This is a genomic window from Lentisalinibacter sediminis, from assembly GCF_040706615.1.
Taxonomy (GTDB): Bacteria; Pseudomonadota; Gammaproteobacteria; order Steroidobacterales; family Woeseiaceae; genus Lentisalinibacter; species Lentisalinibacter sediminis.
The window spans coordinates 487,156-511,712 of sequence record NZ_JAPDRF010000001.1; the positions used below are offsets into that span (position 1 = coordinate 487,156).

General features: G+C 65.9%; 27 protein-coding genes. 11 read left to right on the top strand and 16 right to left on the bottom strand.

The window, feature by feature from the left end; all coding sequences use genetic code 11:
* The first annotated feature begins 31 nt into the window (after window positions 1-31).
* Window positions 32-781 (top strand): electron transfer flavoprotein subunit beta/FixA family protein, encoded by a 750-nt coding sequence (locus tag ACJMKX_RS02370; protein WP_405220594.1) that lies wholly within the window; start codon window positions 32-34, stop codon window positions 779-781.
* A complete protein-coding gene (locus tag ACJMKX_RS02375) occupies window positions 781-1,725 on the top strand; it encodes an electron transfer flavoprotein subunit alpha/FixB family protein (protein WP_405220596.1) in 945 nt (314 codons plus the stop codon). The genes ACJMKX_RS02370 and ACJMKX_RS02375 overlap by 1 nt, the downstream gene beginning before the upstream one ends.
* A 99-nt stretch (window positions 1,726-1,824) precedes the next feature.
* Here ACJMKX_RS02375 and ACJMKX_RS02380 read toward each other — a convergent pair whose 3' ends face one another.
* From ACJMKX_RS02380 to ACJMKX_RS02400, 5 genes are all read right to left on the bottom strand, one after another.
* Window positions 1,825-2,490 (bottom strand): hypothetical protein, encoded by a 666-nt coding sequence (locus ACJMKX_RS02380; protein ID WP_405220598.1) that lies wholly within the window; start codon window positions 2,488-2,490, stop codon window positions 1,825-1,827.
* The gene (locus ACJMKX_RS02385) at window positions 2,490-3,506 is read right to left on the bottom strand and encodes an NADP-dependent oxidoreductase (protein WP_405220600.1); all 1,017 of its coding nucleotides are present in this window, start codon (window positions 3,504-3,506) and stop codon (window positions 2,490-2,492) included. Before ACJMKX_RS02385 ends, ACJMKX_RS02380 begins: the two co-directional genes overlap by 1 nt.
* An 8-nt stretch (window positions 3,507-3,514) precedes the next feature.
* On the bottom strand, window positions 3,515-3,997 hold the full coding sequence (locus tag ACJMKX_RS02390; protein ID WP_405220602.1) for a peroxiredoxin: 483 nt from the start codon (window positions 3,995-3,997) through the stop codon (window positions 3,515-3,517).
* 82 nt (window positions 3,998-4,079) lie between these two features.
* Window positions 4,080-5,342 carry a TRAP transporter large permease gene (locus ACJMKX_RS02395; RefSeq protein WP_405220604.1) on the bottom strand — a complete coding sequence of 421 codons (1,263 nt, stop codon included), beginning with the start codon at window positions 5,340-5,342 and terminating at the stop codon, window positions 4,080-4,082.
* A gap of 1 nt (window position 5,343) precedes the next feature.
* Window positions 5,344-5,844 carry a TRAP transporter small permease gene (locus ACJMKX_RS02400; RefSeq protein WP_405220606.1) on the bottom strand — a complete coding sequence of 167 codons (501 nt, stop codon included), beginning with the start codon at window positions 5,842-5,844 and terminating at the stop codon, window positions 5,344-5,346.
* Between the two features lie 202 nt (window positions 5,845-6,046).
* Here ACJMKX_RS02400 and ACJMKX_RS02405 point away from each other — a divergent pair, with 202 nt between their 5' ends.
* Genes ACJMKX_RS02405 through ACJMKX_RS02415 form a run of 3 tightly spaced genes read left to right on the top strand, consistent with a single transcriptional unit; the run spans window position 6,047 to window position 8,329 of the window.
* Window positions 6,047-6,661: a glutathione S-transferase family protein gene (locus ACJMKX_RS02405; protein ID WP_405220608.1), complete on the top strand. Its 615-nt coding sequence runs from the start codon at window positions 6,047-6,049 to the stop codon at window positions 6,659-6,661.
* Entirely contained in the window at window positions 6,658-7,728 is a 1,071-nt protein-coding gene (locus ACJMKX_RS02410; protein WP_405220609.1) for a TRAP transporter substrate-binding protein, read from the top strand. The genes ACJMKX_RS02405 and ACJMKX_RS02410 overlap by 4 nt, the downstream gene beginning before the upstream one ends.
* 16 nt (window positions 7,729-7,744) lie before the next feature.
* Window positions 7,745-8,329: a peroxidase-related enzyme gene (locus tag ACJMKX_RS02415; RefSeq protein WP_405220611.1), complete on the top strand. Its 585-nt coding sequence runs from the start codon at window positions 7,745-7,747 to the stop codon at window positions 8,327-8,329.
* 12 nt (window positions 8,330-8,341) lie between these two features.
* Here the strand turns inward: ACJMKX_RS02415 and ACJMKX_RS02420 are convergent, their stop codons facing one another.
* Complete coding sequence (locus ACJMKX_RS02420; RefSeq protein WP_405220613.1) at window positions 8,342-8,995, bottom strand: GntR family transcriptional regulator; 654 nt, start codon at window positions 8,993-8,995, stop codon at window positions 8,342-8,344.
* A 62-nt stretch (window positions 8,996-9,057) separates the two neighbouring features.
* Between ACJMKX_RS02420 and ACJMKX_RS02425 the strand changes: the two genes are divergently transcribed.
* Together ACJMKX_RS02425 and ACJMKX_RS02430 are read left to right on the top strand one after the other, a co-directional pair.
* On the top strand, window positions 9,058-9,207 hold the full coding sequence (locus ACJMKX_RS02425; protein WP_405220615.1) for a hypothetical protein: 150 nt from the start codon (window positions 9,058-9,060) through the stop codon (window positions 9,205-9,207).
* Between the two features lie 74 nt (window positions 9,208-9,281).
* Window positions 9,282-9,626, top strand: a complete 345-nt coding sequence (locus ACJMKX_RS02430; protein WP_405220617.1) for a hypothetical protein — start codon at window positions 9,282-9,284, stop codon at window positions 9,624-9,626.
* Between the two features lie 24 nt (window positions 9,627-9,650).
* Here ACJMKX_RS02430 and ACJMKX_RS02435 read toward each other — a convergent pair whose 3' ends face one another.
* From ACJMKX_RS02435 to ACJMKX_RS02445, 3 genes are all read right to left on the bottom strand, one after another.
* Window positions 9,651-11,573, bottom strand: a complete 1,923-nt coding sequence (locus ACJMKX_RS02435) for a hydantoinase B/oxoprolinase family protein (RefSeq protein ID WP_405220619.1) — start codon at window positions 11,571-11,573, stop codon at window positions 9,651-9,653.
* Between the two features lie 18 nt (window positions 11,574-11,591).
* Window positions 11,592-13,649 (bottom strand): hydantoinase/oxoprolinase family protein, encoded by a 2,058-nt coding sequence (locus ACJMKX_RS02440; protein ID WP_405220621.1) that lies wholly within the window; start codon window positions 13,647-13,649, stop codon window positions 11,592-11,594.
* 139 nt (window positions 13,650-13,788) lie between these two features.
* On the bottom strand, window positions 13,789-14,715 hold the full coding sequence (locus tag ACJMKX_RS02445; RefSeq protein WP_405220623.1) for a hydroxymethylglutaryl-CoA lyase: 927 nt from the start codon (window positions 14,713-14,715) through the stop codon (window positions 13,789-13,791).
* A 185-nt stretch (window positions 14,716-14,900) separates the two neighbouring features.
* Between ACJMKX_RS02445 and ACJMKX_RS02450 the strand changes: the two genes are divergently transcribed.
* The 4 genes from ACJMKX_RS02450 to ACJMKX_RS02465 all read left to right on the top strand — a co-directional run bounded on the left by ACJMKX_RS02450 (window position 14,901) and on the right by ACJMKX_RS02465 (window position 18,926).
* Window positions 14,901-16,124 (top strand): CaiB/BaiF CoA transferase family protein, encoded by a 1,224-nt coding sequence (locus tag ACJMKX_RS02450; RefSeq protein WP_405220625.1) that lies wholly within the window; start codon window positions 14,901-14,903, stop codon window positions 16,122-16,124.
* 1 nt (window position 16,125) lies between these two features.
* Window positions 16,126-16,773: an isochorismatase family protein gene (locus ACJMKX_RS02455; protein WP_405220627.1), complete on the top strand. Its 648-nt coding sequence runs from the start codon at window positions 16,126-16,128 to the stop codon at window positions 16,771-16,773.
* Window positions 16,770-17,639 carry a VOC family protein gene (locus tag ACJMKX_RS02460; protein ID WP_405220629.1) on the top strand — a complete coding sequence of 290 codons (870 nt, stop codon included), beginning with the start codon at window positions 16,770-16,772 and terminating at the stop codon, window positions 17,637-17,639. The genes ACJMKX_RS02455 and ACJMKX_RS02460 overlap by 4 nt, the downstream gene beginning before the upstream one ends.
* A 123-nt stretch (window positions 17,640-17,762) precedes the next feature.
* On the top strand, window positions 17,763-18,926 hold the full coding sequence (locus ACJMKX_RS02465) for an acyl-CoA dehydrogenase family protein (RefSeq protein ID WP_405220631.1): 1,164 nt from the start codon (window positions 17,763-17,765) through the stop codon (window positions 18,924-18,926).
* Between the two features lie 26 nt (window positions 18,927-18,952).
* On the opposite strand, the gene ACJMKX_RS02470 is transcribed toward ACJMKX_RS02465, so the two are convergent.
* The 7 genes from ACJMKX_RS02470 to ACJMKX_RS02500 all read right to left on the bottom strand — a co-directional run bounded on the left by ACJMKX_RS02470 (window position 18,953) and on the right by ACJMKX_RS02500 (window position 24,542).
* Window positions 18,953-19,273: a 2Fe-2S iron-sulfur cluster-binding protein gene (locus tag ACJMKX_RS02470; RefSeq protein ID WP_405220633.1), complete on the bottom strand. Its 321-nt coding sequence runs from the start codon at window positions 19,271-19,273 to the stop codon at window positions 18,953-18,955.
* Window positions 19,274-19,377: 104 nt separating this feature from the next.
* Window positions 19,378-20,694, bottom strand: a complete 1,317-nt coding sequence (locus ACJMKX_RS02475) for a tetratricopeptide repeat protein (protein ID WP_405220635.1) — start codon at window positions 20,692-20,694, stop codon at window positions 19,378-19,380.
* Between the two features lie 34 nt (window positions 20,695-20,728).
* Window positions 20,729-21,331 (bottom strand): energy transducer TonB, encoded by a 603-nt coding sequence (locus ACJMKX_RS02480; RefSeq protein ID WP_405220767.1) that lies wholly within the window; start codon window positions 21,329-21,331, stop codon window positions 20,729-20,731.
* A 74-nt stretch (window positions 21,332-21,405) separates the two neighbouring features.
* Entirely contained in the window at window positions 21,406-21,819 is a 414-nt protein-coding gene (locus ACJMKX_RS02485; protein WP_405220636.1) for an ExbD/TolR family protein, read from the bottom strand.
* A 21-nt stretch (window positions 21,820-21,840) separates the two neighbouring features.
* The gene (locus ACJMKX_RS02490; RefSeq protein ID WP_405220638.1) at window positions 21,841-22,368 is read right to left on the bottom strand and encodes a MotA/TolQ/ExbB proton channel family protein; all 528 of its coding nucleotides are present in this window, start codon (window positions 22,366-22,368) and stop codon (window positions 21,841-21,843) included.
* A 12-nt stretch (window positions 22,369-22,380) separates the two neighbouring features.
* Entirely contained in the window at window positions 22,381-23,760 is a 1,380-nt protein-coding gene (locus ACJMKX_RS02495) for a MotA/TolQ/ExbB proton channel family protein (RefSeq protein ID WP_405220640.1), read from the bottom strand.
* Window positions 23,760-24,542 (bottom strand): DUF3450 domain-containing protein, encoded by a 783-nt coding sequence (locus ACJMKX_RS02500; protein ID WP_405220642.1) that lies wholly within the window; start codon window positions 24,540-24,542, stop codon window positions 23,760-23,762. The genes ACJMKX_RS02495 and ACJMKX_RS02500 overlap by 1 nt, the downstream gene beginning before the upstream one ends.
* Window positions 24,543-24,557: the final 15 nt, after the last annotated feature.

A 24,557-nucleotide genomic window follows, 5' to 3' on the forward strand; every position in this document is an offset into this window, starting at 1 on the left:
TGCGAGGGCGCACCCCCGAGGAGAAGTATTCGTGGACAAGATTCTGGTAGGACTGAAGCGGGTCGTGGACTACAACGTCCGCGTCCGGGTCAAATCGGACGGCAGCGGCGTGGAGACCGAAGGGGTGAAGATGAGCATCAACCCCTTCGACGAGATCGCGCTGGAGGAGGCGCTGCGCATCAAGGAGCGCGGCGACGCCAGCGAGGTGCTGGTGGTCTCCATCGGGCCCGGCGAGGCCCAGCAGCAGCTTCGCACCGGCCTCGCCATGGGCGCCGATCGTGCCATCCTGGTAGAGACCGGTGAGGCCGTGGATCCGCTCAGCGCCGCCAGGGTCTTCAAGGCCATCATCGACAAGGAAGAGCCGGGGCTCGTCATCCTCGGCAAGCAGGCCATCGACAACGACGCCAACCAGACCGGTCAGATGCTGGCCGCGCTCTGGGACAGGCCCCAGGCGACGTTCTGCTCGGGCCTGGAACTCGCGGACGGCAAGGCGAAGATCACGCGTGAGGTGGACGTGGGACTGGAAGTGATCGAGGTGGACCTGCCGGCCGTGGTCACCGCCGATCTGCGTCTGAACGAACCGCGCTACGTGAAGCTGCCGGACATCATGAAGGCGAAGAAGAAGCCGCTCGAGACCATGAGCACCGACGACCTGGGTGTCAGCGTCGGAGCCGACTTCGAGATCACCGCCTACGAGCCGCCACCGCAGCGCCAGAAGGGCATCATGGTGGAAGACGTCGCGGGTCTCGTAAATGCACTGAAAGAAAAGGGGCTGGTCTGATGGCTAGAATACTGATCATTGCGGAACACGACGGGCAATCCCTGAACCCGAGCACGCCGAAGTGCGTGAAATGCGCCTCCGGCATCGCCGACGCCGAGATCGACATCGCCGTATTCGCGAAAGACGCCTCTGCCGTGGCGGAGCAGGCGGCGGCCATCGACGGCGTCGCCCGGGTGCTGACCGTCGAGAACGAGGCCAACGAGCATGCGCTCGGCGCGGTTCTGGCGCCCCAGGTCACCGAGCTCGCCGACGGTTACAGCCACGTGCTCGGCCCCTCCACCAGCTTCGGCAAGGATCTCATGCCCCGGGTGGCGGCGCTGCTCGGCGTGAACCAGATCTCCGACGTCATGGAGGTGCTGGGGCCGTACGAGTTCAAGCGGCCCATCTACGCCGGCAACGCGATCATCACGGTGAAGGCGTCCGCGGACAAGACGCTGGTCGCCACGGTACGCGCAGCCTCCTACCAGGCGGCAGCCGACGGCGGCAGCGCCACGGTCGAGGCGGCCTCGGTCAGCGCCGAGTTGCCCACGCATACGCGCTGGCTGGAGCTGCAGGCGGGCTCGTCCGACCGGCCGGATCTGGCTACCGCCCCGCGCGTGGTGTCCGGCGGCCGTGCGCTCGGCAGTGAGGAGAACTTCGAGATCATCTTCAAGCTGGCCGACAAGCTGGGCGCGGCCGTGGGGGCCTCCCGGGCGGCCGTCGACGCGGGTTACGTGCCTAACGAGCTGCAGGTGGGACAGACCGGCAAAATCATCGCGCCGGAACTCTACATCGCCATCGGCATCTCCGGCGCCATCCAGCATCTCACCGGCATCAAGGATGCCGGGACGATCGTCGCGATCAACAAGGACGAGGACGCGCCGATATTCGAGGTGGCTGACATCGGCCTGGTGGCCGACCTGTTCAAGGCCATCCCGGAACTCGAGGAGCAGGTGGGCGGCTGATCGGCAGCTGAGGGACACCTGATCCTGATCGACCGCGGGTGCGGCGGGCGTCACCGTGCGCCGCACCCGGGCGTCACCCGCGTCTGACGGCCGCCGCGACTAGACCGGCCGCTGGAAGATACCGAGCGCCGCCTCGAGCACCAACACAACCCAGATGACGATGACGAAGGGACGTGCACGGGTCAGGCTGCGCTGGATGGCCCCCTCGGTCGCCGGCCGGGACCCCTCCTCCATCAGGCTGGCGAAGGCCGCGCCGAAGGGCTGCAGCGCGATGCGGATCGCCAGTCCGCAGCCCACCGTGACGGCGAAAAGGAGGAGTTTCAGCGCGATCCAGTCGGCGCGGATCCAGCCGGGGTCCACGATGTGCCACAACGCTGCCCCCGCCGTGGCGGCGATCACCACGAGACGCAGCGCAAAATCCGTGCGCTGCAGCGCGCGCGCGGCCGGCGGCGCCTGTACGAAATGAACTGCCAGCACCAGCGCCAGCCACAGGAACGTCGCGACCCACATCAGGGCCAGCACCGCACCTGACAGCGGCAATTGCTGACGGATAGCTGCCAGGTGCAGACCGGCGGGCAGGATGAGTACCATGCAGATACGCGGCGACATGTCGACCGCCAGCATGATGGCCGCCGCGGTCTTGCGCGCCTCCCTCCCGAGGTCGGGATTCGAGACGAAGCGGCTGGCGTAGAAGACGCCCAGATCGCCGCCGAGCCAGTAGGCGAACAGGATCACGTGCACCAGCACGAGCAGATCGTAGAGCATCAGCCTGCCTCCGCCATCCTGACCAGGGCCTTGCCCACGTTCTCGCCCCGCATCAGGCGGCAGAACGCCTGCGGCGCATTTCCGAGCCCGTGCGTGATGTCCTCCCGGGCCCGGATCAGGCCGTCCCGGTACCAGGCGGTCGCTTCGGTTGCGAATTCGCCCCAGCGCTCGTAGTAGTCGTAGACCACGAGCCCGTGGATACGGGCCCGGGCGCCGATCACCGGCCCGAGGTTGGGTCCGGGCGGCGGCGGACCGCTGCGATTGTACTGGTCGATCATGCCGCAGAGCACGATGCGGGCGCCGGGTGCCAGATTACCCATCACGGCCGCCAGGGTGTCCCCCGCGACGTTGTCGAAATAGACGTCGATGCCGTCCGGGCAGGTGGCCGCCAACCGTTCCCGCAAGTCTTCCTGCCGGTAGTCGATGCACTCGTCGAAGCCGAAGGTCCCGGTCACCAGGTCGCACTTCTCCGCCGAGCCGGCGATGCCGACCGCCCGCGCGCCGCCCAGGCGTGCAATCTGGCCGACCATGCTGCCCACCGGGCCCGCCGCCGCGGATACCACCACAGTCTCGCCGGCCTCGGGGCGGGCCAGAAACTTCAGCCCGGCCCAGGCGGTCAGGCCCGGCATGCCGAGGATCCCCAGGGCCAGCGACGGCGGCGGCCCGTCCGCATCGAGGACGCGCACCCCCTCCCCGTCCGAGAGGCCGTACTCCTGCCAGCCGTTGCGGTCGGCGACGAGCATCCCGGGCCGGTAATCCGGATGCCGGGAGACCACGATCTCCGATACGGTGCTGCCCACCACGACGTCGCCCCGCCCGACCTTGTCGGCGGAGATATGGCGGCCGGAGATCACGCCGCGCACGTAGGGGTCCAGCGACAGCCAGCGCGTGCGCGAGACGAACTGGCCCGGGCCGGGATCCGGCGCCTCACCCTCGGTCAGACGGAAGTCGTCCGGCACCGGGACCCCTTCCGGGACGCGCGCGAGGACGACCCGGCGATTGACCGACGCGCTCACTGCGTCGCTCAGACCGCCGCCAGCATCGTCTCCGCCGAACTCACCTCGAACTGCCCGGGCGCCTCGACGTTGACGACTTTCGCCACGCCGTCATCGACCAGGATGGCGAAGCGCTGGCTGCGCTGCCCCATGCCGAATCCGCTCGCGTCGAGCTCGAGGCCGAGTTTGCGCACGTAGTCACCATTGCCGTCCGCGAGCATCAGCACCTTGTCGCCGACGCCGCGGTCCTTGCCCCAGGCGCCCATCACGAAGGCGTCATTCACCGACAGGCAGGCGATGGTATCGATACCTTTTCCGGCAAATTCCGCCGCATGCTCGACGTAACCGGGAAGGTGATTCATGGAACAGGTGGGTGTGAAGGCGCCCGGTACGGCGAAGACCACCACTTTCTTGCCACCGAAAAGCTCCTCGGTCGTCATCTGCCCGGGACCCTCGGACGTCATCACGCCGAACGTTCCCTCCGGCATGCGTTCTCCGGCACTGATAGCCATTTGCTCTCTCCTCTGTGGAAACCGTTATGCGGCGGTCTGCGCAGGCACCACCGCTGATTCTTCTTCGCGGCCGCCCCGTCCGTCAGTCGTCGATGAGGAACAGGGACAGCTCGGGCCAGAAGGATACCACCGCCAGGCCGACGAGCATCAACAGAAGGAACGGCACCACCGCCCGGCAGATGAGCCAGAAGTTCTCCCGGAACGCGCCGAGCGCGACGATCAGGTTCAGGCCCAGCGGCGGCGTGAGGTAGCCGATCTCGAGGTTGACCACCATGATGATGCCGAAGTGCACGGGGTCGATGCCCTGCGCGGCCGCCAGCGGCATCAGCATCGGCGCGAGGATCAGGATGGCCGAGCCGATATCCATGATGCAGCCGACGATCAGCAGGAAGACGTTGACGATCAGCAGGAAAGCCACGCGGCTGTCGATCTGGCCGCTGAGCCAGTCCACCAGCTGTTCCGGCACTTTCTGGTAAGTGAAGAACACGTTCAGCGCCAGCGCCAGCATCAGCACCGGGAACAGCCCGCCCAGCAGCCGTCCCGTATCGGCCATGACCTCGGCGACCTCCCTGAGGCCGAGCTGCCGGTGCACCAGTACCTCGACCAGCAGCGCATAGACGACGGCGACGGCGGCCGATTCCGTGGCCGTGAAGTGCCCGGTATAGATGCCGCCCAGGATGATCACGGGCATCAGCAGTGCCAGCACGCCGTGCCAAGCGGCCTCGCGCACCTCCGCATACACGATCGGCTGACGATCGCGATGCCAGTTCACGGCCACCGCGTAGGCCGCCATCAGGCCGGTCAGCAGCAGCGCCGGGCCGAGCCCGGCGATGAACAGATCGGCGATCGAGGTCTGCGTCATCACCCCGTACAGGATGAGCGGGATCGATGGCGGCACGATGATTCCCAGCGTGCCGGCCGAGGTCAGCGCGCCCAGGGAGAAGCGCTTGTCGTAGCCCGCCTGCAGCAGCGCCGGATACATCACCGCGCCCACCGCGAGCAGCGTGACCGTGCCCGAGCCGGAGATGGCCGCGAAGATGGCGCAGGAAAGTACGGTGGCGATGGCCAGACCGCCGGGCACGGGCCCGGTGAGCGCCTTGACCAGCCGCACCAACCGCAGCGCCATGCCGCCCTTGGCCATGATATTGCCGGCCAGGATGAACAGCGGTATCGACAGCAGGACTTCCTTGTTCAGCGCGCCCCAGGCGTCGAGCACGATGAAGCCGAGCTCGTCCTCGGTGTAGAACAGGTACAGGTACGCGACGGCGGTACCGAGGATGACCAGCAGGTTCTGCCGCAGGGCGAGCAGCACGAGGACCAGCGCGAGCAACCAGAGCGCGCCCATCTCAGCTGTCGTCCGTGCCGGTCGCCGGCGGCGCCGGCCTCAGTTCCGGCCGCACCGCGTAGATGCCGTGGCGCAGCGCCGCCACGCCGAACACGAGGGGTATCACCGCCTGGATGGGCCACACGGGCAGGCGCAGGATCTCGGAACGCTCGTCCAGCCGGGCGCTGGTGATCACCATGTCGGTCGCGATAACGGCGAAGGCCACGCAGAAGAGAGCGAACAGCGCATGCTGCAGGAACGCGAGCTGGAATTCCCAACGCGCGGGCAGCCATCCGTCCGCGAAACGGGGACGCAGATGCGAACCGCTGGCCGAGGCCAGCCCGATCCCGAACATGACGACGACGATGTTGAAATAGACGCCGACCTGTCGCGCCCAGGGCAGACCGATGCCGGTGACCTCCCGCGCCAGCACATCGGCGAACACGACGCCGACCATGCCGCTGAAGGCGACGATCACGATGGTCCGCTCGGCGCGATGCAGGGAGGCCAGCAGGGCTTTCACATCCCGCCCCCTCGGCCCGGGCCTTTCAGCACTGGCAACTTCATGCTCCTTCGGTACCGTCCCGTGCGCGGCATCGCGCCGCGGGCCGAGTATCGCAGACTCCGGTCGCCGAGTGCGAATGGCGCCGGCCGGCTGCAGTACACGCGGCCGTGGCGTACCATTGCAGGCGCGCCGGGAATCGTCGAGGAACCCACAGAAAACGATGATCACGCTGTACACGGCCGCCACGGCCAACGGTCAGAAGGCCGCCATCGCACTGGAAGAGGCAGGCCTGGATTACCGGATCCGTATCCTCGATCTCGCCGCCGGGGAACACCTGGACGCCTCGGTGCTGGCGCTGAATCCCGTGGGACGGATCCCTTTCATCGAGCCCGAGGACGACCACGCGGGCCGGATGATCTACGGCACGCTGCCGGTGGCCATCTATGCGGCGGAACGCACGGGTCGTCTGCTGCCCGCCGCCGGCCCCGGCCGCTATGCCGTGCTGCAGTGGGCCGCCTTCGCCGCCACCGATCTCGGCCATGCATTCGCCAATCAGTTCCTGCTGGAGGAGCTGGTGGGTACGCAGGACGCCCGGGTGCGCGAGTTCGTCCACCGCCAGATCGCACGCATGCTGGGCATCGTGGAGGAGCGGCTGGAACAGTCGGAATACCTGGCAGGTGACGAGTACAGTATCGCCGACGTGCTCGCCTATCCGAGCGCCGCCAACTCGGCCAACCGGCTGCCGCGCAGGCTCGAGGACTACCCGAACATCCGCCGCTGGGCGGACGGGGTCGGCGGCCGTCCGGCCGTCGCCCGCGGGATGGCGGCCGCGTGAGACGGGTTGGCGCGGGTGTCGTCGGCATCGCCCTGGCGCTCCTCCTGAGCCTCGCGGCAGGCTGCGGTGAGAGCACGCCGGATACCTCGCGGGTGCGGGTCACCGCCCTGAGCCCGCCGGGCACGCCCTGGCACGAGGGCTGGCTGCGTTTCGAGGAGCGCTTCCAGGCCGGCAACGACACCGACCTCGAGCTGGACATGTTCGTCACGGGCCAGCTCGGCAGCGAGGAGACCATGCTCTCCAGCCTGCGGCGCGGCCGCGTGCACATCGGCGGCTTCTCGCTGCAGGGCCTCGCGGTGGTGGTGCCGGAGCTGAACGTCCTGCTCGCGCCGTATCTGTTCGATTCGGTGGGCGAGGTCGACTTCGTCATCGACAACTACCTGACCCCGGCGTTCCGGGCGCTGTTCGCGGCGAAGGGAATGGAACTGCTGCAATGGGCCGAGGTCGGCTGGACCCACATCTACGGGCTGACGCCCATCATCATGCCGGAAGACGCCCGGGACCGGCCGATGAGAGCCTCCAACGCGATCGGCTCCCAGGTCTTCACGGAGGCCATCGGCGCCGACAGCACGCCGGTCACCTTTTCCGAGGTGATCCCGTCGCTGCAGACCGGCCTGATCGAGAGCGGCCAGAGCGGCACGGGCATGTATGCCATCGCGGGCATCTCCCGCGAGGCCAGGCACCTGACGCTGACCCGTCACGCTTTCGACACCGGACTCATCGTGGCGAACCGCAGGTGGTTCCGGGCCCTCTCCGAGCGCAAGCAGGCCGTGATCATGAACGCTCTGGACCCGCTGCAGTACAGTCGCAACGACGTGCGCCGGGTTCTCGCGAACATCCTGACCGAACAACTGCCGGCCCAGTCGGTGGCGGTCCACCGGCTGGACGAGGAACAGCGACAGCGCTGGCGCGCCGCAGTGACCGGCACCCACGAGACGCTGCTCGAGCGCGTCGGCGGCCAGGCCCGGGAGATCTACCGTCTGGTACAGGAGGGAAAACGGGAATGGGCTCGTCTGCAGGAGGCCGGTGGAGCTCCGGCCGAACGCGCGGCGGCCGAGCGCAACTGACGGAGGAACGACAACCATGCCACAGCCCGATTACATCATTGCCCTGGACATCGAATTGCCGGACCCGGCCGATCTGGACGCCGACATGGCGAAATATTTCCGGGTCTGCGAGGAGAAGCTCGGCATCGTGCCGAACGTGCTGAAGGCTCACAGCTTCGACCAGGACCAACTGCGCGCCTTCGCCGGCTTCTACAACAACCTGATGCTGGAGGAGTCGGGCCTCACGCCCCTGGAGCGGGAGATGATCGCCGTGGTGGTCTCGTCCGCCAACCACTGCTATTACTGCCTGGTCGCCCACGGTGCCGCGGTGCGGGAGATGTCCGGGGATCCGGAACTCGGCGAGATGCTCGTCATGAACTACCGGGTGGCACCGCTGGAGCCGCGCACACGGGCCATGCTCGACTTCGCCCGGAAGCTCACGGTCACGCCACAGCAGATCGTGGACGAGGACCGGGAGGAGCTGCGCAGCTACGGCTTCGGAGAACGGGATATCTGGGACATCGCCGCCGTCGCCTCCTTCTTCAACATGAGCAACCGGATGGCCACGGCGGTGGACATGATGCCGAACCGGGAGTATCACGCCACCCACCGCGGGGGCTGAAGCGGGCCGAGGCTAGCTCGCGGCTTTCTCCCGCGGTGCCAGACCGAACACGCGCCGGGCGGCCAGGATGTGGCTGCGCATGACCGAGGCCGCCCAGTCGGGATCGCGGGCCTCGATGGCCGCCACCAGTTCGAGGTGGTGCTGGGCGCTGCGCACCAGCGATTCGGTGTCGTAATTGCGGAAGGTCAGCGTGACCAGCGCCGACTGGGTCAGCGTGGTGAGGATGTTGCGCAGCAGCCGGTTGCCGCCCGCCTCGGCGATCTCGTGATGGAAGCGGTCGTTCAGTTCGCTGATGCGCGCGGGATAGCCCGGCTTGCGCTGCCGGGAGGCCTGCACCTGCTGCTCGGCCAGCGAGCGCAGGCGGGCCACCGTCTGCGCATCCGCGTGCCGTGCCGCCTGGGCGGCGGCGAAGGACTCCAGTACCGCACGCAGGTCGAAGATCTCGTCCAGCTCCCGCTCGGACCAGCTGGTGACGACGGCGCCCTGGTTCGGCACGAATTCCAGCAATCCCTCGACGTTCAGCTGGCGCAACGCCTCGCGCACGGGCGTGCGGCTGACCCCGGCCAGCTCGGCCACCTCCTGCTCGGTAATGCGCGTGCCCGGCTCGTACTTGCCCGACACGATGCCGTCCCGGACCGCCGCATAGGCTTTCTCGACCGCTTTCACCCTGCGCTCCCCCCGGCCAAGATCGCGCACCAGACGCCCGAGGCGGCAAGCGGAGCACCCCATTGAGCGGCATCACGATCTACGGCCTGCTGGACTATCTGCATATCCTGCTACTCGTCTTCTGGCTCGGCACCGATCTCGGCGTCCTCCTGGCCACCTCGGCGGCACGCTACCGCTGCCCGGCTGGGCTCTCACCCTGCTCTGGGCACTGACGGCCCTGTGGCTCAACCTGACCCTCGCACTGGTAGCCGCAGAGGGCAAGCCCGTTCAGGGCCTGCTCGCAGCCGTGCAGCGCGTCTGGCTGATCGCCGTGGCCCTGGCCTGCGGGCTGGCGGCCCTGTGGCTGCTCGCCGGCAGCAGCGGCAGCGAGGCGCCGGTGCCCGGCTGGCTCGCGCTGAAGATCGGCCTGTACGGGCTCGTGTGCCTCGCTGCCGTCGGCATCGACCGCGCCTTCCTGCCGCTGATCCCCGCGATGGGCGAGCTGGCCCGATCCGGTAGCTCAGCCGCACTGGAGAACCGCATCTGCGGCGCGATCAACCACGCCCTGCGCTACGGCTACTCCCTCTACGGCCTCCTGTTCCTGGCCGGCTTCCTCGGCGTCACGAAGCCAAGCTTCGCCATCGCCGTCTGACGCCGCCGAGAATCGGGACGTCCGTCAGGCCGCCTTCGACTTGCGCCTGCCCTTCTTCTTCACCTGCACCCGCTTGTCGGCCTTCACCCAGGTCTTGAATTCCGGCTGCCGCGGCGGGTTCAGGCCGGTCTCGCGTTTGCAGCGCTTCTTCAGCTCCTCGATGGTGCCGCCCTTGTCGAACAGCTGGGTCGAACCCCGCTTCTTCGCCATGCGGGCACGCAGGGCCTTCGTCTTCTTCTCGTCGACGCTGAGGTCCGAGCGCAGCACGACGCCGTAGCGCCGCGCACCGTCCACGGTCACCAGTCCCGCGTCCACGTCGGCGGCGACCTTCTCCACGGGCCGCTCGAGAGGATCGCCCCAGCCGCCGCCGCCCCAGGTGTCGAAGTAGAGCAGATCGCCCTCTCGCACCTCGATGCGGTCGCACTTCGACTGCAGCAGTTCCTCGCTGCCGTCGCTGCGCATCAGCACCTTCTGGCTGCGCTGGCCGGGCAGGCCGCCGTTGACGCCCCAGGGATAGGTCAGCCAGCGGTCGTCGTGGATAGAGATCTCGCCGTCCTCGAGAAAGCGATAGCCCACCCGCAGCGCGTTGCCGCCGCGGTGGAAACCGGGTCCGCCGCTGTCCGGGATGGTCTCGTAGACGTCGATGCGCAGCGGGAAATAGCTCTCCAGGAACTCGTTCGGCACGTTGGTGAAGCTCGGCCACAGCGAATGGCCGTCCGGACCATCGCCGGAAGGCTTGCCCGGCACGCCGCCGAAGCCGATCTGGTAGAGCTGATACCACTCGCCGTTCTTGTCGTAGCCCGAGTACATGAAGTGCGGGCTGTCGGAGAATCCGGCGGCGCACAGGAAGTCCGGGTTGCCCTGGCCGAGCAGTCCGCCAAGCACGTCGAAGATACGGCCCAGCGCGTGGGTGCGGCAGGACAGCGCTGCGGGCTTCTTCGGCTTCAGCAGGGTGCCCTCCGGGATGCGCACCTCCATCAAATCGTAGAAACCGTCGTTGAACATGATCTGCGGGTCGAAGACCATGATCATGTACACGCCGCAGAACATCTTGAACATCTCCTCGTTGAGGAGGAAATTCACCGAGCCGATGGACTGGGGGTCGGTCCCCTCGAAATCGAAGATGACCTTGTTCCCCTCACGCCACATCGCGCAGCGGATCTTGTACGGACCCATGCCGAGGCCGTCGTCGCAGAGATAGTCCTCGAACACCTGCTTCTTCGTCGGCACCGTATCCTTGATGAGCCTGGCCATCGCCCGCTTGTTGCGGTCCAGCAGGTCCTCCAGCGCCGAGTACAGGATGTCGTCGCCGAAGCGCTCGGCGAGCTCGATGACCCGCTTCTCCGCCGTACGCACGGCTGCGACAATCGCGTTGAAGTCGGAGCGGTTCCAGTGCGGCAGCCGGCAGTTGTGCAGGATCAGCTCCAGTACGTCCTCCTGCAGCTCGTCCTTCTTGTAGATTTTCGTCGGCGGCACGCAAATGCCTTCCTCGTAAATCTGGCGCGCATCGGTGGGCAGCGAGCCGGGCACCTTGCCGCCGATGTCCGTCATATGGCCGAACATGGCCGAGTAGGCGATAAGACGTCCGTCCTTGAAGATCGGGCGCAGCAACAGCCAGTCGTTGGCATGGCTGACGGCGCCGTTGCAGGCGTAGGGGTCCGAGGTGAGGAAGATGTCGCCCTCCTCGATGGTGCCGTCATAGGCTTCCTTGAAGCCGTGGATGAAGCTGCCGAACTGGCCGACGACCATCTTGCCGTCGACGTTCGCGATCATCGGGAACTCGTCGTGCTGCTCCCGGATTCCCGGCGACATGGCGGTGCGGAACAGCACGGTGTCCATCTCCCAGCGCGCGTTCTGCATGGCGTTCTCGATGATGTCGAGCGTGATCGGGTCGATCTTCTCCCGCTTGAACTTGCGCGGCTTGGTCTCAACTAGTCTTGCAGGCATGTCGTGCTCCCTTCGTAATCATGCATCGGGGCGGATGAGGATGTTGCCGAACTCGTCCACCTTGCCGGTGTGCTCGGGCAGGATCAGCGTGGTGGAGTCCATCTCCAGCACGATGGCCGGCCCCGGTATCTGGTTGCCCGCCTTCAGCTTCGAGCGGTGATAGAGCTTCGCGTCGCGATCCTTGCCGTCCACGTACACCTTGTGCTCGGCGATCACGGCATCCTTCGCGCTCCTGCCGCCCTTCTCGATCACCGCCGGTTTCACGGTGGTGGCCTTGCCGTTCACCACCGCACGCAGATTCACCAGTTCCTTCTCCTCGTCCAGGGCGAAGGTGAACAGCTGGCGGTGCATTTCGTCGAACTGGTCGCCGATGGCGTCCAGGCCCTTCTTCTTTATCTCGCCCAGGTCCACGTCCACCGTGAGGGTCAGGCCCTGACCGTGATAGCGCAGGTCGGCCTGGTAGGAGATGGTCTGGTCCTTCTTGGCCACCCCTTCCTTGTCCAGCGTCTTCGAGGCCCGGGCCGCGAGCTGGGTGAAGATCTTCTCGAGGCCGGCCGGCGTCGTATTGGAGAAGCGCTTGATGTAGGTACGCGCCGCCTCGTTGCGCATCCGCGTGGTGGCATCTCCGTACGCACAGAGCACGCCGGGGCCAGGCGGGATGATGACCGGCCAGGAGTTCATCAGGCGACCCAGCGCGTTCGCGTGCAGGGGCCCCGCACCGCCGAAGGCGATAAGGGCAAAATCGCGCGGGTCGTAGCCCTTCTCCACCGAGACCAGCCGCAGGGCACCGAACATGTTCTCGTTCACCAGCTTGATGATGCCCTCGGCGGCGCGCTTCAGCGGCAATCCCAGCGCGTCGGCCACCTGCTTGACGGCCTTCTCGGCCAGGTCCCGGCGGATCTCCATGTCGCCGCCGAGGCGGGCATCCGTGGGCAGATAGCCCAGCACCACGTTGGCATCGGTGACCGTGGGGGCCTCGCCGCCCTTGTTGTAGGCGGCGGGACCGGGATCGGCGCCGGCACTCTCCGGCCCGACACGCAGGGCACCGGTGAGCTCGGGCACATGGGCGATGGATCCGCCGCCTGCGCCGACGGTGCGCACGTCCACGGAGGACGCTCGCACGGTCACGTCGCCAACGCTGGTTTCGCGGCGAAGTTGTGCATAGCCATTCTCGACCAGCGCCACGTCCGTCGAGGTGCCGCCCATATCGAAGGTCAGCAGGTTCGGATAGCCGGCCTGTTTCGCCACCCAGATGGCCCCCGAGACGCCGCCGGCGGGACCGCTCATGAGCAGGTTGACCGGGTAGTTCCGCGCCTGCGTCGCCGAGGCCAGGCCGCCGTCGGAGCGCAGTACGTGCAGCTGCACTTCCTTGTTCAGGTCCTTGCGCAGGTTGCGGCGCAGGTTGTTGATGTACGCATCCACCTTCGGGCGCACGTAGGAGTTGGCCACCGTCGTGATGGTGCGCTCGTACTCCTGCATCTCCGGAACCACCTCGGAGGACAGCGATACCGGCATCTTCGGGAAGACCTTCTTGGCGACCTTGGCCACCTCGCGTTCGTTGGCCGGATTGGCGTAGGAGTTGATCAGTGAGACCGTCAGCGCTTCGACGCCCCGGCCTTTCAGACGTTTCAGCTCCTTCTCGAGCTTGCCCTTGTCGAGCGGCGTGACCACCTTGCCGTCGGCGCCCATCCGCTCCTCCGCCTCGACCGTCAGGGCCAGCGGCGCGAGCGGAGCGCTCTTGTTGTAGATCACCCAGCCACCGAGGCCACCCGGTACGAAAGAACGGGCGATCTGCAGCACCTGCCGGTAGCCCTGCGTGGTGACCAGCCCGACCGTGGCGCCCTTGCCCTCCAGGATCGTGTTCGTGGCCACGGTGGTGCCGTGCATGACGTGCGTGATCTTCTTCGAATCTACGCCCGCCTCATCGCAGATCTTGGTGATGCCGTTCAGAACGCCGATGGAGGAGTCCGCGGGCGTACTCGGGACCTTCGCTGTCCAGGTATCCCCGTTCTTCTCGTCCACGAGCAACAGATCTGTGAACGTGCCACCCACGTCCACGCCGAGTCGGTAGGCCATGGCTTCCCCTTAATGGCTTTGGTTCATATCCACCGGTACGCCGCGTTCGCCGTACCACAGTCGTGTCGTTGTCTCTCCCTGAGCCCCGGACAGGATAACCGGAGTCTCGCGGCTTTGCGCGCGGCCCGCAACCGCGCCCTCACTCCCCGGCAGCGACCCGCTTCGCGGCCATCTCCGGGAAAATTCCGGCCTTCGGCAGCATCGCCGGAACTCCCCGCCCGAGCTGCTGTTCCAGCCAGAGGCTGATCTCGATGATCTTCGGCAGCGATACGCCCGTCTCGATGCCGGAACGCTCCAGCATGTAAACCAGGTCGTCCGTCGGGATGTTACCCGTCGCCGCCGGCGCGAACGGGCAACCGCCGATACCACCGATGCTGGCATCGAGCGACGCAACGCCGGCCTCGACCGCCGCCTGCGCGTTGGCGAGCCCCGTGTTGCGGGTGTTGTGCAGATGACAGCGCAGCGGCATGCCCGGGACCGCCTCGGCGACGCGGCCGAGCAGGTCGCGAACCTGTGAAGGCACCGCAACGCCGATGCTGTCGGCCAGCGCCAGTTCCACCGGCCCGGCCTCCGCCACCCGTCGCACGATCTCCAGGACCCTTTCCGGCGCAACCTCCCCTTCGAAGGGGCAGCCGAACGCCGACGAGACCATGATGTTGGCGCGGATACCGGCCGCCTTCGCCTGGGCGGCAATCTTCAGCCACGCCGCGACGGATTCGTCGCTGCTCACGCCCTGATTGCGGCGGTTGTAGGTATCGCTGGCCACCACGACCATTCCCACCTCGTCGATGCCGCAGTCGCGGGCCCGTTCGAAGCCCCGCTGGTTCAGCACCAGGCCGATATAGGTGATGTCGTCCCGGCGCGGCAGCGCCGCCACCAACTCTTCGGCGCCGGCCATCTGCGGCACCTTCTTCGGATTGACGAAGCTCGCGACCTCGAGACGCCGTATGCCGGCATCCACCGCGCGGCGGATAAATTCCGCCTTGATCTCGACGGGCAGGATCTCCGGCTCGGACTGCAGTCCGTCGCGGGGCCCGACTTCGATGATGGAGATGCTGCGGTTCATGGCAGGTCGGCGATTCTCAACTGGGTGAGTCACGGTCGCTGAAACGCCGTCTATTGTATACAAGTGTCTGAAGCAGACAAGAGAATCCTGAAACCCTTAACTCAGATCCGGCAAAATTGTATACACTAGCGGGGGTCCAACCGGCGGCGCGTGCCGCGCCGCCATGCGCATTCAGAGGGAGAACCATGGCGAGCGAATCGGCGAATCGTGACACTAACCGGGGACCGCTGTCCGATCTGCGCGTGATCGAGATGGGCACGCTGCTGGCCGGCCCTTTCTGCGGTCAGCTGATGGGCGATTTCGGCGCGGAGGTGATCAAGATCGAGCCGCCCGGCCAGGGCGATCCCATGCGCGACTGGGGCCAGGAGAAGGCCCACGGCAAGTCCCTCTGGTGGCCGGTGATCGCGCGCAACAAGAAATCCGTCACGGTCAACCTGCGGGTCGAGGAAGGTCAGCAGATCGTCCGCGACCTGGTCCGCGAGGCCGACTTCCTGCTGGAGAATTTCCGTCCCGGCACGATGGAGCGCTGGAATCTCTCCTACGAAGAGCTGAAGAAGATCAACCCGGGACTCATCATGATCCGGGTGTCCGGGTTCGGTCAGACCGGACCCTACGCCAAACGGGCCGGCTTCGGCGCGGTCGGCGAATCGATGGGCGGGCTGCGCTACGTATGCGGCGACCCGTCCGCGCCGCCGAGCCGGGTAGGCATCAGCATCGGCGACTCCCTCGCCGCCACCTTCGCCACCGTCGGCGCCCTGGCAGCGCTGCATCACCGGGAACGCACCGGCGAGGGACAGGTGGTCGACTCGGCCATCTACGAGGCGGTGCTGAATATGATGGAATCCCTCATCACCGAATACGACAAGGCGGGCTACATCCGCGAGCGGCAGGGCTCCATCCTGCCCGGTGTCGCCCCGTCCAATGTCTACCCCACCCGGGACGACAAGCTGCTGCTGATCGCGGCCAACCAGGACACTGTTTTCCGGCGCCTGACCGCCGCCATGGGCCGGCCGGAGCTGGCCGAGGACGAGCGCTACCACAACCACTCGGCGCGCGGGGCGCACCAGCAGGAACTCGACGCGCTGGTCGCGGACTGGACCCGCACCAAGGACCAGAAGGAACTCATCGAGCTCATGGAGGAGCACGGCATTCCGGCGGGCGGCATCTACCGCGCCCCGGAGATGCTGGAGGATGCCCACTTCCAGGCGCGCCAGGCGGTCATAGAGACGATGCACCCGGAGTTGGGCACGCTGAAGATGCAGAACGTGGCGCCGAAACTCTCGGCGACGCCGGGCTCGGTCCGCAGTCCGGGCCCCGCCCTCGGCCAGCACACCAACGAGGTCCTCGCCGAACTGCCCGGTTATGACGCCGAACGCCTGCAGGCACTGCGCGAGGACGGAGTGATCTGAGGTGGCGGAGAGGCTCGAGGACGAGTACCGGCAGGCCGGCTTCGGTCGCGCGTTGCAACCCGGGGCACGCCCGGCACTGCTCGTGGTCGATTTCGTGCGTGCCTACCTGGACTCCGACTGCCCGTTGTACGCGGGTGTGGAGGATACCCTGGTCCACTGCCGGAAGCTGCTCGCGGGCGCCCGCGAGGCCGGTATCCCGATACTCCACACCAACGTGGCCTTCATGCCCGGCGGCATCGACGGCGGCGTGTTCTATCGCAAGGTGGGGGCGCTGCGTTGCCTCGACCGCGGCTCTCCCTATGGTGAGTTCGCCGACGGTCTCGAACCCGTGGACGGCGAGCCGGTGGTGACCAAGCAGTACGCCAGCGCATTCTTCGGCACCTCCCTCGCCTCTACGCTCACGAGCCTCGGCGTCGATACCGTGTTCATCGCCGGACTGACGACCAGCGGCTGCATCCGCGCCACCGCCGTGGACGCGATCCAGCACGGCTTCCTGCCCTTCGTGGTGCGCGAGGCGGTCGGGGATCGGGACCCGGCGCCCCATGCAGCGAATCTCTTCGACCTGCAGGCGAAATACGCGGAAGTCATCAGTCTGGATAGTGCGCTCGGCCATCTCGAGCGGTACCGGGCGGAGCCGAAGCGGCCGTGATCGGGCCCATACGCTGCGTCACCGTCACCGTGCCCGACCTCGGCCATGCGGTGGAGACCTACCGGGACTACCTCGGCTACGAACGATTCCACGAGGAGCGCCTGGCGAACGCACAGGCGGATTTCATGGGCGCGCCCGCCCTCGCGGGTGCGGACTCTGCACTCCTGAGACCGGCCGGCGGCGGCGATTTCTGTTTCCGCTTCATCGCCCAGCGACTGGCTCCCGAATACCGGCCGCTGACGACCTGGGGCTGGAATGCCGCCGAGCTGATCGTCGAGGACGTCGACCGGCTGGCGGCCGAACTGGAGGACTCTCCGTTCCGCATCGTCGGCCCGCCGGAGGACCTGTCTTTCTCGGATGCCATCCGGGCGATGCAGGTCATCGGGCCGGCAGAAGAAGTGCTCTACCTGACCATGGTCAAGGAGCCGCTGCCCGGGTTCGATCTGCCCAGCCCGGCCTGCCCCGTGGACCGCACCTTCATCGTCATCCTCGGCGGCCCGGACATGGAGGCCATGCAGGCGTTCTACCGCGGCAGCTTCGGCGTGCCAGCGGCACCCGTCATGGAGGCCCGCATCTCGGTGCTGTCACGCGCACTCGATCTGCCGGCCGCCACCATGCATCCCATTGCCGCGATGCCCCTGGCAGGCCAGTCCCTGATCGAGGTGGACGACTATCCTGCCACGACGACTGCGCGGGACTGCCCGCCCGGCGGACTACCGCCGGGCATCGCGATGGTGAGCTTCGCCGCAGATGCACTGCCGGACGGTCTGCCGGCCGGGCGTTTCTCCGGCCCGCCGTATCGTGGCGCACGCAGCACCCTCACCACCGGCGCGGCCGGCGAGCTGGTCGAACTGATCCAGACCTGACGCTGCGACCTGCCGATCTGGACACCGCCTCCACAGCGATGAGCGGGCCTTGGGACATCGCGCTGCAACGCACAAACGGCCTCTCGGACGCCGTATAATCGGGGAGGACAAAAGGAGTTCACTATGGATTTTTCACTGACCGAAGACCAGCAGATGATCCAGGCCGCGGCACGCGAGTTCGCGCAGAACGAGATCGCGCCGGTCGCAGCCAGTTTCGACGAAAGCGGGGAGTTTCCCGAGGAGACCATCCGCAAGGCGGGTGAACTCGGCTTCATGGGCATCGAGGTGCCCGACACGTATGGCGGCGCGGGACTCGACGCCGTCGGCTACGTCCTGATGATGGAAGAGATCGCCGCCGCGGACGCCGCGCACAGCACGATCGTCTCGGTAAACAACTCCCTCTATTGCAATGGGATATTGCTGTTCGGCAGCGAGGATCAGAAGAAGGCCTTCGTGACGCCGGTTGCGTCGGGCGAAGCGATCGGGGCCTACGCCCTCACCGAACCCCAGTCAGGCTCCGACGCCGGCAACATGCGCTCCCGTGCCGTGTTGTCCGACGACGGCAGCCATTACGTGATCAATGCCAAGAAGTCCTGGATCACGTCCGGCCCCGTTGCCCGCTATCTGGTGCTGTTCGCCATGACCGATCCCGACAAGGGCGCCGGCGGCGTCAGCGCGTTCCTGATCGATACGAAGAAGGAAGGCTTCAGCCGCGGCAAGACGGAGCCAAAGCTCGGCATCCGCGCTTCGGCCACCTGCGAGATCGAACTCCAGGACTACCATTGCCCCGCGGAGCATCGTCTCGGCGACGAGGGCCAGGGCTTCAAGATCGCCATGACCGTGCTGGATGCCGGGCGCATCGGCATCGCCGCCCAGGCGGTCGGCATCGCGCGGGCCGCCTACGAGGCCTCGCTGGAGTACGCCAGGGAGCGCGAGGCATTCGGATCGCCCATCGGCAGCTTCCAGATGATTCAGGCCAAGATCGCGGACATGAAGACCCGCCTGGAGGCCGCACGGCTGCTGACGCTGCGCGCCGCATGGGCGAAGGACGAGGCGAAGAAAAGCGGTGCCCGCAACACGCTGAACGGCAGCGTGGCGAAATTGTTCGCGTCCGAGGCTGCCATGTACATCACTCATCAGGCCGTGCAGATCCACGGCGGGATGGGCTACAGCAAAGAATTGCCGGTGGAGCGCTATTTCCGCGACGCGAAGATCACTGAGATCTACGAAGGCACCAGCGAGGTGCAACGCATGGTCATCGCAAGGCAGGAGACGGGACTGCGCTGAAGGACCCGCCCGCTGCGGCGGTCAGATCAGAGTTCGTTCTCGGCGACGTAGACGAGGAGACCGTCCAGCTCGTCGGTTACCTCGATCTGGCAGGTAAGGCGACTCGTGGGCCGGCGCTCGTAGGCCGCATCCAGCATGCTGTCTTCCATATCGTCCATGTCGGGCAGCTTGTCCAGCCAGGCCTCGTCGATGTAGGCGTGGCAGGTGGCACAGGCGCAGGCGCCGCCGCATTCTGCGACGATACCCTCGATGTTGTTGTCCATCGCGCCTTCCATGACCGTGTAGCCGGTCTCGACCTCGACGTCGTGGCGTTCTCCGTCGGTGCTGACGTAGGTGATCCTGGGCATTCTCCGCTCTCAAAAAAAAGGCGCGCCGGCCTCGACGCGCCGTAGTTCAAAAAAACCACTGAAACGGATCGGCGCGTGCGCCGGTCCGCAATTGTCACTGACGATTACTCGTTCTGGGCGATGGCCTGGCGCAGCTGCTCGAGACGCTCGATCTCGCCGTCGATCACGCTGATCCACTGGCTGCCGATTTTCTGGTACTCATCGTCCCGCCGGACCGCCATGAAGGTCTGCCGCGCATCCTGGTAACGATCCAGGTTGTACTGGCACATGCCGATGGTGATGCGCACGTCGTTCGGCTCACGCACACCGCCCTTGTCCAGCGCCTGACGCCCTGCCTGGACACACTCTTCGTAGCGGTCCAGGTTCAGGTAAGCCACGGCGAGGCGCGCGTTCAGCTCACCGTCGTCACTGAGCCGCGCTGCCTGCTGCAGGGCCGGAACCGCCTGTTCCGGCTCCTGAGCGAGCTGCCACGCCTGGGACAGCAGCCGGTAATTCTTGCCGTTCTCCTCGATATTGCCGTTCTCCATCCCCTCGGTCAGTACCTGGGCGGCTTTGTAGGGAATCTCGCCCTGCAGATAGAGCTGCGCGAGCGTCACGAGTTCGGTCTCGGAGGACAGAAGATTCTGTGTATAGGCGGCATCGTAGGCGGCCAGCATGTTCTTCTCTTCGCCGAGTTCCGAGTAGACCCCGGCCAGCGCCGTCCAGTAGCTCTTCTTGGGCCAGTCGGCAAGAAGGATCTTGAGGATCTCCTTGACCTTGGCGAAGTTGTTCTGCTGATAGTAGCCGTAGTAGAGCAGGTTCCACCATTCCTCGCGGACCTCGGTGTCGCGCTCGCGCGCGACCTCGATCGCCTTCTCGATCTGGGGGATCATCAGATCGTACTGCTCGGTCTGGGCGTAGGACTGCCCGAGCAGGACGTAGGCCTGGGGACCCGGGTTATTCGCCACCTGGAACCACTCTTTCAGCAGCTGGATGGTCTTCGGGAAATTCTCCTGCACCGCGTAGAGCTGGGCGAGCGTATACAGGGTCTGGGTTCGCAGCTGGGGCTCCAGGTCCGGGATCGAGAGCAGCCTCTCGTAGGACTCCACCGCCTTCGGGGTGTTGCCCTGGTTGTAGTAGATGAAGCCGTAGAAGTTCAGCATGTTGGCGCGCTCGTAGTCGCTCAGATCGTCGTCGCGGGCGAGCGAATCGAGCACCCGGATGGCCTCGTTGAACTGCTGGTTGTCCGCCAGCTCCTGCGCCTCCGTCAGCTTCTCGTAGACCGCCTTGCTGAGGGCCTCCGCCTTGCGCGTCTTCTGATTGTCACGCGCCTCCTGGTCGTCCTGAGCCATGGCCGTGGGTGCCAGTGGCACCATGCAGACACCAACCAGGGCAGCCAGCAGGGCAAAGCGGAAGTTCCGTGTGAAGAATTTCGTCATCATCAGTGAATCCCGTTAATGGCGGTCCAGGACGTGGTCAGTTCTCCAGTTCGAAGCGGATGCGCGTCTTCACGCCCGGCACCTCGACCGGCTGGCCGTCCACGACGCGTGGCTTGTACTTGAACTTCAGCACCGCACGCATCGCAGCCCGGTTGAACAGGCTGCTGGACGAGTAGATCACCACCGGGTCCTTCACGGTACCCGCCGTGGTCACGGTGAACTCGAGGTCAACGTAGCCTTCAATGCCCCGGGACAAGGCCCGGCTCGGATAGATGGGGGCGACGCGCACGATAGGCAGATATTCGCCGTCGGTGTAGGACAGGGTACCGGGACCGGAGATACTCACGTCGGTTGACGAGGACGGCGGCCGCACGTTGATCGACGGTGCGTTCGGGTCGATGTCGTCCTGGGATGGCGGCGGCGTATCCGGCGGCGGCTGCTGCGGCTTCGGCGGCTTCTCCGGCTTCGGCTCTTCGATGTTGACGATTTCCTGCTTCTTCACCCGGACGAAGTCGAGGAAATAGCGTTTCTGCGGATCGGTCAGCGCGCTCTCACCGGTCTCGATCAGGAACTGCATCAGGAACAGCAGCCCGAATGTGACGGCGACGCCGCTCACGATGGAGATGATATACCGGACGATCATACTCTAGCCTCCGTTCCGCAAATCGGAACCCTTGTCACTCGACGGCCGACTGCCCGCCATCTGCGGCATCGTCAGTCTTCGTTCGCAGCAATCGAGACGTTGTACACGCCGGCCTGCCGCGCCGCGTCCATTACCTGGACCAGCGTCTCGTTAAAGGACTTCTTGTCCGCCTGGATCACCACCGAGCCTTTCGGGTTCTCGGCGTGCAGCCTTTCGATGTTGGCCCGCACCGCCCGCGGATCCACGCGCCGCCGGTCGATCCAGATCTCGTTGTTGTCGCTGATCGCGATCAGGATGTTCGCGTTCTCCTTGCGCTCCGCCGTTGGAGCATCCGGCCGGTTCACATCGATGCCGGCTTCCTTGATGAACGAAGCCGTCACGATGAAGAAGATCAACATGATGAACACCACGTCGAGCATGGGTGTCAGGTTGATCTCGTTTTCTTCCTCTTCTGCGCCGCCCATGGCGCCGATCGGTCTGCGCATTATTCGGTCCTCTGGTGAACTCTAGTGATCCATGGTCAGCGAGTCTTCGAGCATGATCACCTCATGCTCAGCGCGTCTCGATAATATTGTGACAAGCAGGACGCCGGAAAGTGCGCCGACCATACCGGCCATCGTCGGGATGGTCGCTTTGGAGACGCCGGCTGCCATCGAGCGTACGTTGCCGCTGCCGGCGAACGCCATGACCTCGAAGACCTCGATCATGCCCGTCACCGTACCCAGCAGCCCGAGCAGCGGACACAGCGCCACGAGAGTCTTGATGAAGCCGAGCCCCTGGTTCGCCGCCATAGAGACCCGGGAGATCATCGCATCCCGGATCTGGTGGGCGTTCCAGGACTGACGCTCGGACCGGGCCTCCCAGTCCTCGAGCACCTGGCGGGACAGAGCCCGCAGATTGCCCCGGAAGAAAATCAGGCGCTCGACGATCAGCAGCCACATCACGAAGATCGTCACCGCGATCAGGTTCAGCACCGGCCCACCGAGTTCCATGAAGTCGCGTACGGCGAGGAGTGCGTCTTCGAGCCAGACCATCGTGCGGCCTCCCTAGCTTGCCGACTTGTGTTCGGCTTCGGAGTGCTCCGCGATGATGCCCGCGCTCTGCTCCTGAAGGATATTCAGAATCCGCTTGCTGCGGCCCTGCAGGAACGTGTGCAGGAGCACCATCGGGATGGCGACCACCAGACCGAGCACGGTCGTGACCAGTGCCTGGGAGATACCGCCTGCCATGAGCTTCGGATCGCCGGCGCCGTAGAGCGTGATGACCTGGAAGGTCTTGATCATGCCCGTCACGGTACCGAGCAGACCCGCCAGCGGCGCGACGACCGAGATCACCTTCACGAACAGCAGGCCACGGCTGAGCTTCGGCGCTTCCTTCAGTACCGCTTCGCTCAGCTTCAGCTCCAGGGTTTCGGTGTCCACCTTCTTGTTGTCCTCGTAGGCACCGAGCACCCGGCCGAGCGGGTTGTTGCTGTTCGGCTTGTCGGTCTTCAGCTGTGCGCTCACCTTGCGGTCCGCGATCACCAGACTGAACAACGAGACCAGCGCGATCAGCAGGCCCAGCAGGCCGAGGCCGATGATGCTGTAGCCAACCACGCCACCCTGGTCGACGCGCTCACGCAGTGTCGGGCGATCCACCAGCTGGGCGAGGATGCCGCCACGGGTCGGGTCGAGACCGAAGGTCGCCGAACCTTGCTCCACATCGAACAGGGCCGCCGTCGAATTCGTGTACCGCGCCTGTTCCGGCTGGCGCTGCAGCTCGACCACGTTGCCGGTCTCGGAGGTGTAGTTCAGATAGAAGCCGTCACCCACGATGTTGAAGGCGCCGACGCGGACCACCGGAATGACCGATTCCGTGCCGTCGGCCAGGATGACGCTGCGCTCGAACTGCACGACCTTGCCGCTCTCGGTCATCTGGCGCTGCAGCTCGAACCAGAGACGCTCGATGTCTTCGATGGACGCGAGCCGCGTGCTGCTCGCCATCGTGGCACCGAGTTCCACGAGGAAGTCCTCACGGCCCGGGTACTGCGCACTGATGAGTGAATTCTGGAACACGCTCTGCGTATCGCCGGCCACCTGCTGCAGGACGCCGAACAGCTCTTTCAGCGAGCCGAGGCGCTCGTCGAGTTCCGCGGCTGCCGTGGCCAGCTTGCGGTTGTTCTCCTCGAAAAGCTCCTCGAGCTGCTCACCGCGCTGCTCCAGAGAGGTGCGTTCATTCCTCGCCTGGTTCAGCAACGCCTGCTGTTCGGACTGACGCCGGCGGAATTCCGCCAGACGCTGTTCGTTCTCTCGTGCTTCACGCGCCTGGCCCTGCTTCACCATGTCCAGGAGTTCGTCCAGGGAGGCGGCTTCCTGCGCAGTCGCGCTGCCGCTGCCGAGGCCGAATGCGAGCAGGCCGGCGGCGGCTATGGTTACGATCTTCTTCATCAGCCGGCCTCCTCAGGTGCGGGTACGGGCAGAAGGAGCAGCTCGGGCGCGATCAGCTCATTGGCGACGCGCAGGCCCTTCTTCACCTCGTTGCGGTGTTCGTCGGACATGTTCCAGCTCTCCGCCTCCTGGTCCCAGACGCCGGTCATGCTGCCGTCGGCACTCTGGAACAGCAGCGCGACGCGGCCGATACGCAGGAACTCGACCTCGCGCACGCCACCATCGATCTCGATGGTGTCCGTGTACGACTCGATGGTGCGTCCAAACTCGTTCTCGATCTGGAAGGCCTCCATGACCTTGCGGAACTTCTCCGCGACGGACACGTTGGGCTCGTCCATCAGATCCTTCAGTGTTTCGATACGCTGGGTGCGCTCCTCGAGCAGGAACGGGATATCCAGTTGTACGAACCGCTCCAGACCCTCGATCATGCGCTCCATCAGAGGATAGATCTGGCGGTTGATCACGTTCGCCTTGTCGAGAGACTCGTTGATCTCGTCCAGCCGTTCCTGCTGCTTCTCGGTCTGCGCTTCCATCAGCCGGTTGTAGATCTTGAGCCCGTCGATCTCCTTGGTGACCGCCTTGTAGTCATCGACCAGACTGCGCGTCTGCTGCACCACGCGGTCGATGCGCTGCTGAGCCTCCCGGTTCTGCGCGAGGCGCTGCTGCTCTGCCCTGAGGACGGAATCGACGGTCTGCGCCACAGCGACACCGCCCCCGGCGATCAACGCTGTCGACACGATCGCAACGGCCAGATGCCGTGCTCTCGAATTCCACGGTTTCATGAACGCTCCTTGGTT